The organism is Flavonifractor sp. AGMB03687, assembly GCF_017811815.1.
GTDB lineage: Bacteria > Bacillota > Clostridia > Oscillospirales > Oscillospiraceae > Flavonifractor.
Genome location: NZ_JADKZI010000007.1, coordinates 148,409 through 162,470, shown reverse-complemented (window position 1 = coordinate 162,470; position 14,062 = coordinate 148,409). Strand labels below are relative to the sequence as shown.

Here is a 14,062-nt window from a genome sequence, read left to right as displayed (position 1 = left end):
GCGGGAGAATCTGAGCAAAGCCATTCATGCGGCCAAGAGCGGACTGGATCTGGATATGGACAGCGAGGTCGGCCTGAACCGGCAGCGCCAGGAACTGGCCGAAGTTTTCCGGCATATGACCACGCTCCGCAACAGCGAAAAGACCATCGCCAGCGGCGGATCCGGATTCCGCTTCAATGGTGAGGGCAACCAGGTTTCTTATCGGTGTGACGCTACCCAGGTCACCACCATCGACTTCGACCGGAACAAGATCCGGGGCATGGCCACGGCGCTGAGCAAGAAGGCAGACGAGATCTCCATGGCCTTGGATAAGTGCCTGGTCAATACCGAGGTGGCCTACGAAGCTCCTTTTGATATCAACGACAGCTTCGAGGAGATCCTCAACGACTTCATTGAAAAGGCGGCAGTTGCATAACTTTCCGAACCACACTTTCGGGTGTGGTGGGCGTGGCAGAATGGATAGGTCGTGATGATCGGTTCAGGCGCAGATGAATTATGAGGCTGCGCAACTCCGGCAGATTACGGACAGCATTTGCATGAATGTGAAATGAGCTCATAACTCATGATGAAAGGAACGCCAGGCGTTTCCCTCCGCGTTCAGCGCATTGCCGCCATTTCTTCCACACGTTTACCCTTAAATGCAGAATTCAATCTTACGCTCCCTTGGTACACATAGTAATGATGTGAAAATCTTTTTTCAAGTCGCTTGCTCACCTGGGGCAGGGCAGTGGCCTGGTTGGGCCACTGCAGGACCGAGGATGGACAGGCGGATAAGGGTCTAAGCGGTTTTGAAGTTCTGCCATGCCCACTGCACCTGAAGAAATTCTCCGATAAAATGACCTGAGCAGCAGACGGCTGCCTGCTGCTCGAAAGAGACGATATGAGAAGTGGGGATGATGATTTCATTCATTGGCACCTGGAACAAAGCGCTCAGTGCGTAGAGATTATCTACGCTGGGAAGACTCTGCCCGCGCTGCCATTTGTAGATGGCCTGCGGCTCCTCAAATCCGAAATAGTGCTGGAGATCTCGGACTGTCAGGCCGCGATCCTTTCGGAGCCGGCAAATATTCGCTCCGGTGGCCACAGGATCGATCACAGGAAACTGAATCATGGACATATGGATCGCCTCCATTCATCAGGATGATTTCCGCCGCAGCGGAGTATTTCAGAATACCCGATATATTTCGGAATGGCAAGCGATTTTGAACATTTGTAATGAGATTGTCATATAGGAGGCGTTCGTTGAAACAAACAGACTTTTATCAGGATATTGAGCGGTTCTCACTGCTGAATGCCTACTACGCATACATGGATACAGATGCGTATCTGGCTGACCAGCTTTTTATCAAGCACCAGGTGCGGGTCCATTTTCGAGAGGAATATGCGCGGGATGGTTTTCCATACCGGGTCATCTTCTGCCATGTACGAAAGCGGGATCAGGAGCGTTTCCTTGCGGCACTGAATGAATTACCAGGTAAAATGATGCTGCTCGGCTATACAGACTATCTGAATGCCTGCCATGCCATTCGGGGGAACCGAAAATCGCATAATGAGAAGGAAGTGACAGACTGTGATGCAGTTCGTACCACTGAACAAGCGTAGCAAGAAGGCGCAGCGGGAATTTTACGCCCAAAAGCGCGGCTCCTGGCATGGAGTGAACCCAATTTCCCGGACTGTACAGAGCAGGAAGGCTTATGACAGAGCAAGAGTTAAACAATCGGATTACCGAAATCCTGAAGGTATCTGAAAAAGATGCGCGGCTGTGTCAGACCTCGGGTGGACGTCGGACTGGCAGGCAATACCGGCGCATACAAAGGGTCAGACACGATGATCGACTTCTGTTTCTTATTCAACACAGCGGATATGCGCCAAACATAGGGTATATCATCGGAGATTATGAAGAGAAAACGACTCTGCTTCATTCCGGCCTTCACATCAAGTACATGAAATCCAGCAGTCGGCAGCAGTATCTGAAGCGGAGGGCGAATCGCAAGGTTCGTAAATATCACACTCTACCAAAGAAGGGCAACCAGTATCGCAAAGTGTTCGAATACTGGTGGACACTCTATTGAACAAGCAATGACACCGACAAAAATGAATGCGAAGTAAATATCCGCTATTCTTTTTCGATGTCCTCCGCTTCATTTTTGGGCTTCAGGCTCAGTACAAAATCCGTCAATAGAATGGCATTGAGAGCCGCTTTCTGCGAAGGGTACTTGATGTACCAGCTATGGGCCACTCCGTTTCTGTTGGGAATACCATCCACGACATCATTAACACTGTAGCATTGGCCAAAAATCAGATTATTAAAGAAGTCACTGAACACCTCATCATAGCCGTTTTCATCCACTAAATCCTTACATTTTTCTTTGAATTTCTTCTCGTTTTTTCCTACCTTGGACTTGATAATCCCCTCCCACATGGTAGCCAGAAAGGGTATCACTAAGGCATACTCCTTTCGGAGATAAGCATCAAGAGTCTGGCCAAGTGCCTTTTTGAAATAAGGTTCGATCTCCGAATCGTTCCATTTCTTCTTGATACGCTTGATTTCGGCCTTGGTGTAGTGGGATAGGATGGCCGTATCTATCCGTTTTTCACATCGCTTGCTTACAGTTGCACCTATTTTACTGGAAGCGATGATTTCGTTTATCTCGTCAAACAGCATATCACCCGCCAGGGTAGAGGCGTATGGGAACCATCTGGCCTGATACATGACCTGCAGGTGCAGTTTTTGAAGCTCCCTGTATCGCTCCTCCTCCAGCCGACGTTCTGTGTCCCAGCGTTCCCAAATGCGGGTCAGCGGGGAGATGTCCACCGTCTGCAACCAATCCAAGAAGGGAGATTGAACAGTGGCAAGGGCGGAAGAATAGGCATCCAGCACACCTTGGATATTTGTCATATAGTTGGGGGGCTGAACTCTTTCGATGTTATTGGCGAACTGGAGTGCCGCTGTGTCTAACTGTAAGTTGGACATTTGAAGTGCTGCCAAACCCATCGGCTCGGCAAATCTTGTGGCTACTTCTGTGGCTGCCATAACTGTTGGATTCTGAGTAGCATCGAGTGCAGCAGTCAGTGTTCCTTCCGGCTGACGAGCCATCTCGGCTGCAGCTATTACTGTGGGGTTCAGCACGCTGTGAGCCGGAATCTGGCAATTCATGATTTGGCTGTTAATTGCGGATAACCGCTCCAGAGGCATCACCATGGCTTTGATGCGTTCCTGCGTCTCAAGAATAGGAGGTATATGTTTGGTGAGCCTTTGAGTTAGCTCAACTTGTTTTCTGAGTTCTTGAGGAATAGGATTGTATGGATTATGCTTACTCAAAGATTTCACTTCATTTCTTTTTATAGTTACCAGCATAAACACTGTATCTTTGTGCTTAGCTGCTTCTAGCTGCGGGCTCGCACTTCCGGCTTTTCAAGGTAAATATGACTTTACGATACTAAGTTTCATATTCGAAATGAACGATGAAGACAAAGACGATCAACTGTAACAAGTTGGTCGCTTTTGCCTTGATTGTGTTCGAGAGACAGTTAGTGTGCTGCCCGATGATGTTATTAGCATAGCGCTCTTATCTTGAGTATGTCAATGCCTCTATGCAGACGAAGCGTTCTCTCTTCATTGTGATTGATGGTAAACGATATATTGTATGATGAGAGGAAGATGCGAAACACATTGTAGAGGAATTGGAACGGCAGACCTTGCTGCGTGCGAACACGTTTTGCTGGAAAGAAAAAACTTAATCCTCCCCATGGATGCCAATATTACTCTAGTGCAGTCATTTGGGCCGCCAGTAACCAAATCACTGCGAGAACCAGTGCGACTACATTTAGTCCCGAGGCGGTGGTTTCCCGTGCACAGGCTATGACCTTCCTGTATCGAGAACGGACTTGATCAGCAAAACAAAATGATGATGGGAGGGATCGGAATTTCCGATCCCTCCCACTTGCTTTCATATTGTTCGTTCAGTCCCCCCACTTTGCATCAGCGATATTACCGTGTTGGTGCGTACAAGCTTTGTACTCCCTCACAAACCGTTGCATGCTCGGAGGCCGCTGGCCATCGGCTTTCCCCGACAGTTGGCCTTCTGATACCTTTCCGTCGAAGGCAGCCAATTCAGGCATAGACAAGATTATCCTCAATTCTTCAGATGCAATACCGAGAGGGTCATTTTCACTTTGACTAGTCAGGGAGCCTTCATACTTGAAATTCTGCCCAGCTTCACTGAGTAGGCACAGCCTCCACATACCTACATCTGTAACAAGCGCAGATGATTGGGGGGAGGTAAATACCATCGCGATCAATTTAAGGATATAATCCGCATCTGTGGGTGAAATCGTTGAACATTCTTTTCGATGAAGTTTCTGCTTTACCCCATCCCCATATAAGTAATTGCTGAACCAGATCTTCCCTCTGGAATTGAGCGTCAACCGCTGTTCGACCTCACGATCTGGAGCAGGCATCGGTCCAAAACCGATCATCTCTGAAATCAGACGCATTGATTTAATCTTACCCTCGAAGGCAACATTTGAATCATATGCGGGCCTTCTCATAATGCTCACCTCATAAGTTGCCGGGCCTATGGAAGAAATGGTGTCACAGCCTTGAGGAGTCTTGCCCCTCGCTCAACGTGAAATTTAATCATCGCAGGCCAGTCATCATGGTTCGTCACGCTGACATCGAGAAGTTCATCATATAATTTACAAGAACGATTGCCTTCTTGGTTGTACCATTTCAGTGGTCGGCCGTAATCCTCCTCAATTTGAGAGCGATGACTTTTCAGCGAATCATAGATCATTTGGTTCCTTCCTGCATTCCCGGTATCGATATAGATTTCTATACGGGCTTGATCGTAGTTCGCCACGCAAGATAGCTGGACACCAGGGCAACTCGTAGAGCCAGACATATAATTGTTTTTGGTCGGGGAGACATAATTGAAAGTGCCTGTCTCGGTACGAATTGCTGGAAGGACCTGCGACCAGTACTCTCTACGTACCTTATGCCGCAGACTAGATTCCTCATCGTTGCATTTCTTTTCGTTGAGGAAAAACACCAAGTCAGATGGGTCTTGATCGTAATGCTCAAACAGCCGTCTCAGCATATTCAGCTTGTGTTGCGTGGAGGTCCCGGTATTAACATAGATACCTTCAACGACCAGTGCAGATGCCTCAAACCCATCTCCTGTCCTAAAGAATTGGCTGGCCAGATCGACGCTATCATCGGCGCCGGCAAGATAATTCAGATACGCCGTATCGATATTGTGGAGTTCCTTCAGCATCTGGACATACATATCAACCCAAGTTGTGGCTTCATGTTCAATTCCACGAAAACGATACTTCATCAGTTGACGCCCAGTCAAGGAGGCATCATCATCTAGCGCAATTTCGTCATACTGCTTCTGCGGTGGAACATAAGTAGTATCCTTATTTGGCCAAAGGGCAATGCACTGATTTACCAGCATACTGCTCCGCTGCTCCAGTTCTGGAAGGCCCCAATGATCGGCTTTGGCGATTTGTTGGGTCATTTTCAGTCCGCTCTGCAGATAGCCGTCTTTCATTGTTTTCTTATCTTGGAAGGAGGCATTGCTGTACCTGATATTGTAAGAGGAGGCTGCCAGGGTCAGGTTTGCGAGCCGGTGGAGCCATTGGCCGTGGATATTTTCAGCATCGTCACCGAGCTCGCTGGCCCAAGCAGGAGTTAGATGCTGGGGCATGATGTGCTCAATGGTGTACTCACCACTGTCCAGACGATTATAGATCTCTTTGTACTCCGAGCTATCTCCATTCTCTATGCGCTCGAAGATGTACGCCTTATATCTGGCCGGCATTGTGTAGATATTCTTGTTTTTGAGACCTTCAGCAAAATCTTCGTCTGTTGGGAAGGCTGCCTTCTCCTTCTTGTTTCCAAAAACATACCGCAGTTTCTCAATGAAATCATCATAGGTACCATCGAGACGCTTGATGTCATTGCAGAGCGTAAGGAATACTTTGCTCTGGGTGTTGGATGGCAAATCGCAGATGAGGCGGCGAAGTAGATAGGACTCCACAATGCGGCAGACCTCACCCACATCCTCTAAGGTAAGCACATCCTCCTCCTGTAGTCGGAAGACTTCCATTAGAAACGGCCTGCAAACACTGCTTTCGAAACGGTTCAGCCGATATAGCGAAGCCCGGAGTTTAATTGGAAAGTTCGGATTCCCAACCCGGATCTTGTTATACCTCTTCGCATAGTCCCGGAGTTCTTTAAGAACATCCTCTATCTGGCCGCGCTTTTCAACATAATCCTTGAACTCCTGGTAGATCTCCTTCATTGCGGTCAGACGTCGCTCCTTAATCCCCAGATAGTCACGGATGAACGGACTCACGTCGTAAGAGTTCGTCTGTTTGTCGTAGCCAGCGTTTTTTTCAATGGGGCACCAGTAGTCATCATAGAACTGCTCCTGCTCCTCCATAGATCGTCGCATAAGAACAAAGTTCCGGATTTTGTCGCCCTCATTCAGATCAAGGCCGGTCGAATTGAGGCTCTCAAACACTAGTTGTGGATCGTCGTCGGGTGGTGTTAGCGTGATGTCGATGATCTGGAGCTTCTCTACCGCCGTAAACAATTGGTCTACGCTGATGTCCTCACGCTGGATCTGATTATAGAAGAATAGGTAATTCTGTGTGATACGGGAGCTGAAATTGTACTCAGACGGATCGCCCCAGAGCCTGTCATAAGCGTCCTGATCTCCTTTGATGGGCTTTAGCTTCATCTTCCTCTGCTTAGGATTGATTTCATCAACGAGATATTTCTTCGTGATGACGTCATACAGGTTTGGATCATTAGGGGTAACGAGTCCATCCTTGATCAGATTAGCAATCGCCAAGAGGAGAAGCGAAACTGTGGTAATCCGCTGCTGGCCATCGATAACCAGATAGTCTGAACTGCTGCCCATAGGATCACTGACGGAGACTATACCACCGAAGAAATGCCACCGTTTGTTATCTCGGATCGTCTTTACAAGGTCGGAGTAGAGTTTCTTGCAATGTTCTTCCTTCCAGTCGTAATTTCTCTGATAGACAGGTATTACGAGCTTGTCCGCATTCTTCAGAAAATGTGTCAGTAGCTTTCCTTGACCATTCACGCTGACTCCTCCAAATTTTTCTCTCTAAACCCATTTCAAGTTGTGCATTGCCATGGATCAGTACGTCTTATACCCATATTATCCATTCCGAAGTTCCCGATACAGTTCCTTTGCCAAGGCGACCATGATGGCTTTATACTTGGCGGTATCCTCAAATAGCTTCGTATAGGTTTCCGTGCTCTCGATATAGGAGGCCTGGGCAGTCTGGTCGAAAATCTTGGGGAACACATTTTTTTCGAAGATCTGCTGTCCATCCACTTTAGCTGCTTTGCGAAGCTTTTTATCCGCCAGTAGTTTCTCACGCAAAGTCCCAATCAAGACTCTGTCTGCTTCAGTAAAATCGCCTTTATAGGTCTCATTGATTCGATCAATGACCTCGTCCAGCGGGTCTTTCTTGGCGTTCATGTTGACCGCCTTCTTCGTCTTCGCGGGCTCCAGGGCCGTTGCCTTATCTTCCAGTGTGATTGCTCCCTCAAAGGTTTTTTCCAGACGGTAGTACTCCAACTTCACCCGGTTCTCCAGGTCCCAGGGGGTGGAAGGCTCTGCAGGGATCAGTTTGGAGAGATAGGAACAGAAGAGAAACTCCTTATGAAGGTCCTTATCGAACATCCGCACGATCTGAGAGATGTAGTTATACCACTTCACAAACGCTCGGATTAGGCGGCGGAACTGGTAGCGGTCCTCCTTGCTCAGTTGATTGTAAGCCTTGGCCACCGGGAGCAGAGCGTTGGAGATCTTCGCCTGGACGGAGGTGGCCTTTTTCGCATCTGGAGCGAAGTAGATTTTGCTGACCACCTCAATATCACTTTCGTTATACAGTTTGAATTCCCGGAGCTGCTTCTGAGTCTTGTAAATCAGGTCAACATTGATTTCCTCGGTGAGGCTAGTCTCCTGGTAGTATGGCTGGAAGGCCTCCAGAATTTCTTCCTTGGTATTCACAAAGTCCAGAATGTAGGTATCTTCTTTTCCAGGATAAGTACGGTTCAGACGGCTCAAAGTCTGGACTGCCTTCACATCTCGTAACTTCTTGTCCACAATCATGGTGTGGAGCAACGGCTCATCAAAGCCAGTCTGGTACTTCTCCGCCACGATCAGCACATCGCCCTCGTCGTGGAAGACCTGCTTGGTCTGGGCCTCGCTGACGCGGTTTCCCTCCCGGTCTCGGTTCATGCCGCTTTCAGTGTACTCTGTGCCGTTCTCCTCGTCTGGGTCCCTGATACCTCCAGAGAAGGCAATCAGGATCTCTACATCGTCGTAGTGATTTGCCTCCAGATATGCCTTGATCTCGTGGTAGTAGCGCACCGCCGCCAGACGTGAGGCCGTAACCACCATCATTTTACCCTTTCCGCCGATTTTGTGCTTGGTAATGTCCCGGAAAGTCTCCACAATGATGGCGGCCTTCTGCTGCAGGTTGTGGGGGTGAAGCTCCTCAAAACGCCGGATAGTCTTGATGGCCTTGATAGTGGGGACCTCCGGATTGTCCGGGGTGTTCTTGGCGATTTGAAAGCAGGTCTTATAGGTGGTATAGTTCTCCAGCACATCCAAAATGAAGTGCTCCTCAATGGCCTGTCGCATGGAGTAGATATGAAAGGGGTGGAAAGAGCCATCCGCATACTCATCCCCGAACATCTCCAGGGTCTTGTTCTTTGGCGTGGCAGTAAAGGCAAAAAAACTCAGGTTCTTGTGCTTGCCGTGGGAGACCATCTCTCGCACCAGCTTGTCCTCCGCATCCTCCAGTTCGTCCTCGGCCTTACCCTCCAGCTCCGCATATTCTTTGAGTGCATCATGGGTATCCGCCAGGGCAATTTTCAACTTCATGGCGCTCTGGCCAGTCTGGCTGCTGTGGGCCTCGTCCACGATGACGGCAAAAGCCTTGCCGGATGTGTCGTCTATCTGTTCATAGATCACGGGGAACTTCTGCAGAGTGGTGACGATGATCCGCTTGCCGTCGTTCAAAGCGTCCCGCAGATCTTTGGCGGACTTCTTCTTGTCGATGGTCACTACAGAACCCAGGGTGTGGTCGAAGCCAGAGATAGTCTCTTGGAGCTGGGCGTCCAGCACCGTGCGGTCTGTGACGATGACCACGGAGTTGAAGATGGGCTTGTTGTCATCGTCATGGAGGCTGGCCAGACGGTAGGCGGTCCAGGCGATAGAGTTGGACTTCCCGGAACCGGCGCTGTGCTGCACCAGATAGTTTTTGCCGGGGCCGTTGGTTCTGACATCCTGGATCAGCCGACGCACCACATCCATCTGGTGATACCGGGGGAAGATGACTGACTTTTTAGTGATTTCCCTTTGTGCGCCATCTTTCTGAGGTGCCTTCTCTTTCTTCACTTGGAGGTTGACGAACTTTTGGATGATGTCCAAAAAGTTGTCTTTTCGCAATACGTCCTTCCAGAGGTAGGAGGTCACGTAGTCTCCATCCGGTGAAGGCGGATTCCCGGCTCCGCCGTCCCTGCCGGGGCCGTTACTGCCCTGGTTAAAGGGGAGGAAGTAGGTCTTGGCCCCATCCAGCTTGGTGGTCATCACCGCCTCATAGAGATCCACGGCGAAGAACACCAGGACGCGGTGGTTCAGCCGGAACGCTGGTTCCTTGGGGTCCCGGTCAAACATCCACTGCCGCTTGGCATTGTCCACGCTTTGGCCGGTGAGCTGGTTCTTAAGCTCGATGGCTACGACCGGGATACCGTTGACTGCCAACATCATATCTACGCTGTTGTTGTTCTGCCCGGAGTAGTGCCACTGGCGGATACACTGGCAGATGTTTTGACCGTAGTGTTTGACAGCCACATCGTTGAGAGTGGACTCCGGCTTAAAGTAGCACACCCGGAACTCAATCCCCCGGTGCTTGAACCCGTGGCGCAGGACACTTATCAGTCCATCGTTCTCCACGGCGTTCTCAAAAGCCTTGTAGAACTTCTTCTCCGGATCGGAATTGCACTGTTTCTCGAAACGTTGCCACTGGATGGGCTGTGTGGCCTGGACAAAGCCCACCAGGGTAGCTAAGTCCAGGGCCATACCGGAGTCCATGGAAGCCCGATAGCCCGCGTCTGACGCCTTCTGCCAACCACCGACAGGAGAGATCAGGAAGGACTCGATATCTTGTTCAAACTGTCTTTCGTTATCGGGCATGTCGTATCCTCCTTACGCTTCTTTCTGCAATGTGTGAACTCCAGAACCTTTGGGCACAAACCGATGTTCTCTCATTTTGAATAGAGTGTCCTGCCAAGTAGAATACTGAGGATTTGCCTTATTAGGAGTCCAATTCGTAACGACCTCGCCAATTATCTCTTTGTCAGTAGGATGGGATACCCCATCAATAATAAAGTCATTCCATGCAGCGAGCAAGGTCGCTACACGTTCAGCCTGAGAGGTTTTCATTGGCCTCAAAAAATCCACTATTTTTTCGAGTTTCAGATCAATTTCAGAAAAAGTATCCATATACTCCCGCAAGCCCTCTTCGAATTGTTTTCCCTTTTGGTAGGAGACAGGCGATCCTTTCAGAACCGTGTACCAGCCTTTTGCGTTAATGATTTCTTCTATGTTTGGGAGATCTGGATCGTATGGGCCATGTTCGTATCGAATGAATTGAGTGTGAAATGGCATATTTAGCAAACACTCTGCGGCAAACATACATTTCTGCAACTGAATTCGTCCCCGGACACCAGTACCAAGCAAGTCCAACACCCTGAGCATAAGCAGAGCCTTTCTGTACCGCATTATCTCAGGGGAAAGAATAGCAATCGTCATTTGATTGGTATCTTCTACTCTCCTTTTTCCAGTCACAACCTCATAAATGAGGGACTTTTTGTAGATTTCCAAGTCAGCAATAAGAGATTCTTTTTTTGCGATTAGTTCATCAATATGCAAACACTCTTTATCGAGATATTCTGCAATCATGCATTGCTCTTGGTATGGGCACTCGATTGCATAATATGCCATTAGTTTTGTTAAAGTTGTTCTTGGCATTGCTGAACCAGCCATGGATTTTCTGATTTGGAATTGAAGAACCTCAGATTCAATTAACCACATTAAATATTCGCTTAAAACATTGTCTTTCGGGGTAAGCATCGCAACAGAAGACAAAAGAACACATGGCATATCATCAGTCATCATTCCCACACGGCCTGTTGTTGCTCCGTCTTTAACCAGTAATACATCCCCAGATTGAGGCTGACACCCTGTCTTAACCAAGTTTTGAAAATTTTCTTCTGAAACAGTGCGACATTGAGAATAATCAATTCCTTTTCCATGGACATCTCGGGCTGTCACATAAGGAAATCCATCCACTGTTGTTTCCGGCGAAAAGTGGCTACCATCTTTAATCCTCTGGCAGATACGCTTTAGAGAGGTGATTCTCCAATGTGCAGGAATAGAACCGATAAATTCTACGCCGCTGTCCTTCATCTCCACATTCGGGTCCAGGCCCTTGGTGACAGCCCCGTAGATAATGGATGCCTTCCACTGCCTATAGTCCTCAATGCTGGCCTTGGCTTGGGTGATGATCTCGTCGATCTTGGCGCATTGGGCGTCCAGGTAGGAGGCGATGGCGGATTGGATTTCGTATGGAGGTACTGGGACATAGAAATTTAAGAATATTTCTGCTGGGAGTCGCCATCTCCCAAAGCCTGAAACCCCTTGCCCTAAGCCGTAGAAGATTCTTTGTTGATAGCAAGTTTGAAATACATATCGGTAAAAACCCGGATAATATTTTTCGGGATTAGACGATTGAAATACACGGTAGTCAGGACTGGTTACACCATTCATACAAGAAATATCAACCCATCCGGTGAGTAAATCCATGTGATTCATTATAAAGTCACCTGAATCAACAAGTTGATACTTAGAATAATCCAGTGAAAATTGTCCTTTTTCGCTCATGTCTTTGGGCTTGATCCCTCTTTGTGTAACAGACAACACTGTATGTCCGAGTTCACCTGCAATCACTTTTTTAATCCTAAATGCATACTTTACCCGAATGGTACACCAATTGTTTGGAATTTTTCCCAGCCATTCAATCCCGCTTTCTTTCATCTCCGTATAGCCCTTTGCCGGGGTCATCTCACTCACCTTCCTTCCCAAACAAGTCGTGGAGCTTCTGCATCAGGGCACGCTCATGCTCCTCGATACGCTTGGCAATCTGGTCGGCGGGCTCAATCTCTTTGTACTCGTAGAAAGTGCGGGTGAAAGGAATCTCATAGCCAACCTTAGTCTTGCTCTTGTCGATCCAGGCATCCGGGTTATAGGGCAGGACTTCATGTGCAAAGTATGCATCGATGTCCTCGTCCAGCGGCACATTCTCCGTGTCCCGCTTTTTGGGGTCGGCCACAGGCTTGCCCTTTTTCAGGACCTTCTTCCCGTCCTCATCCAGCAGGGGGCTTTCCACGGTGATCTTGTTATAGCCCAGGGCTACACTGTCCAGCACCCGGCTCTTGCAGACGAGTTTTGCCCCGGACTCCAGCTCCCGCTCACATGTCTGGTCCCGGTACTCCCCGTAGGCCCTGACAATCAACTCCCGGCAGGCCTCGGTGATGTCCACTCGCTTGTTGCCGATGGGCTTCCGGCGAGACTCATAGCACTTGCTGGCATCAATGAGCTGGACCCTCCCGATATGCTCCGAAGGCTTGTCCTTGGTGATGATCCAGATGTAGGTGGCGATGCCGGTGTTGTAGAAGCTGTCGTTGGGGAGTTGCACGATGGCGTCCAGCCAGTCGTTTTCGATCAGATACCGGCGGATCTCCGACTGGCCGGAACTGGCATCCCCGGTGAACAGAGAGGAGCCGTTCTGGATGATGGCCATGCGGCCCTCCGGCTTCAGTTTGGACAGACCGTTGAGCAGGAACAGCATCTGCCCGTCGCTTTTGCTGGGGAGGCCGGGACCGAAGCGACCAGCGGAACCCTTCTTATGTTCTGCCTCCACCGCCGTGGCCTCCCGCTTCCAGTCAATTCCGAAGGGAGGGTTGGAAATACAGTAATCGAACTGATAGCCGTCGAACTTATCATCGTCCAGGGTGTCACCGAACTGCATATTGTCCGGGTCGCCCCCACGGATCAGCATGTCAGCCTTGGCGATTCCAAAGGTGAAGGGGTTCAACTCCTGGCCAAAACAGGTGACATCTGCATCGGCATCCAGTTGCTTCAGCCGCTCTTCCATGCAGGTGAGCATCTGGCTGGTGCCCATGGTCATGTCGTAGACCGTCTTTGTAATGCTCTCCCCGTGGAAGGTGTTCTGATCTCCCGTCACCAGCAGGTCGCACATCAGGTAGATGATATCCCGGCTGGTGAAGTGTGCTCCGGCCTCCTCGTTGTAGGACTCGGAAAACCGCTGAACCAGGTTCTCAAAAATATAGCCCATATCAACGGCACTGATCTTTTCCGGCTTCATATCCGCCTTGTCAGAGCAGAAGTCCACGATAACCTGATAGAGCAGTCCGGCCTCCTCCATGCGGTCGATCTGGGCGTTGAAGTTCATGCGTGCGAGGATGTCCTGCACATTGTCGGAGAAGCCATTGAGATAAGCGCGGAAGTTATCGTTGATGTTCTCTGGGTCTGCCCGCAGAGTCTCGAAGGTGAACGGGCTGGTATTGTAAAACTGGTATCCAGCAGCGGTCCGCAGGAAGCCCTCTTTGACTGCAAGGTGCTCTACCTTCTTACAGGTATCCAGTACCGCTTGATGGGTTGGCAGCAGGCAGTCGTGGAACCGCTTGACCACCACCATGGGCAGGATCACCAAGCCGTACTCATGGGGTTTGAATGCACCAAAGAGGGTGTTTGCCACATTCCAAATGAGAGTGGCCTTCTCCTGGATATTCCGGCCCACAGAGGCCAACTGTTCATTTGCGGTCATAATATCGCCCTTTCTGTTTGTGGCATACATCCTTACTTAGTTACTTTATAATACGATATAATATGGGATTAGTCAAAATCGCTTTGTGCCAATC

At 49.3% G+C, this 14,062-nt stretch carries 9 protein-coding genes and 1 pseudogene; 3 read left to right on the top strand and 7 right to left on the bottom strand.

Annotated elements, in window-relative coordinates; all coding sequences use genetic code 11:
• Positions 1-415 (top strand): annotated as a pseudogene (locus J9789_RS14055) (hypothetical protein); the annotation flags it as partial.
• A gap of 363 nt (positions 416-778) precedes the next feature.
• Here J9789_RS14055 and J9789_RS17440 read toward each other — a convergent pair.
• Positions 779-1,117, bottom strand: coding sequence for a helix-turn-helix transcriptional regulator (locus J9789_RS17440; protein WP_348633698.1), 339 nt, complete (start codon positions 1,115-1,117; stop codon positions 779-781).
• Positions 1,118-1,242: 125 nt separating this feature from the next.
• Here J9789_RS17440 and J9789_RS14045 point away from each other — a divergent pair, with 125 nt between their 5' ends.
• Positions 1,243-1,602, top strand: a complete 360-nt coding sequence (locus J9789_RS14045) for a hypothetical protein (RefSeq protein ID WP_209346318.1) — start codon at positions 1,243-1,245, stop codon at positions 1,600-1,602.
• 92 nt (positions 1,603-1,694) lie between these two features.
• Positions 1,695-2,072 (top strand): hypothetical protein, encoded by a 378-nt coding sequence (locus J9789_RS14040; protein WP_148337085.1) that lies wholly within the window; start codon positions 1,695-1,697, stop codon positions 2,070-2,072.
• Between the two features lie 44 nt (positions 2,073-2,116).
• Here the strand turns inward: J9789_RS14040 and J9789_RS14035 are convergent, their stop codons facing one another.
• From J9789_RS14035 to J9789_RS14005, 6 genes are all read right to left on the bottom strand, one after another.
• Positions 2,117-3,322 (bottom strand): hypothetical protein, encoded by a 1,206-nt coding sequence (locus J9789_RS14035; RefSeq protein WP_145996821.1) that lies wholly within the window; start codon positions 3,320-3,322, stop codon positions 2,117-2,119.
• Between the two features lie 641 nt (positions 3,323-3,963).
• Positions 3,964-4,551 (bottom strand): hypothetical protein, encoded by a 588-nt coding sequence (locus tag J9789_RS14025; protein ID WP_209346317.1) that lies wholly within the window; start codon positions 4,549-4,551, stop codon positions 3,964-3,966.
• 26 nt (positions 4,552-4,577) lie between these two features.
• Positions 4,578-7,121 (bottom strand): DUF4268 domain-containing protein, encoded by a 2,544-nt coding sequence (locus tag J9789_RS14020; protein WP_101691737.1) that lies wholly within the window; start codon positions 7,119-7,121, stop codon positions 4,578-4,580.
• Positions 7,122-7,199: 78 nt separating this feature from the next.
• Complete coding sequence (locus J9789_RS14015) at positions 7,200-10,253, bottom strand: DEAD/DEAH box helicase family protein (RefSeq protein WP_209346316.1); 3,054 nt, start codon at positions 10,251-10,253, stop codon at positions 7,200-7,202.
• 12 nt (positions 10,254-10,265) lie between these two features.
• Positions 10,266-12,182, bottom strand: coding sequence for a restriction endonuclease subunit S (locus tag J9789_RS14010; RefSeq protein ID WP_148337088.1), 1,917 nt, complete (start codon positions 12,180-12,182; stop codon positions 10,266-10,268).
• 1 nt (position 12,183) lies between these two features.
• Positions 12,184-13,968 (bottom strand): class I SAM-dependent DNA methyltransferase, encoded by a 1,785-nt coding sequence (locus tag J9789_RS14005; RefSeq protein ID WP_130870496.1) that lies wholly within the window; start codon positions 13,966-13,968, stop codon positions 12,184-12,186.
• Between the last annotated feature and the right edge of the window lie 94 nt (positions 13,969-14,062).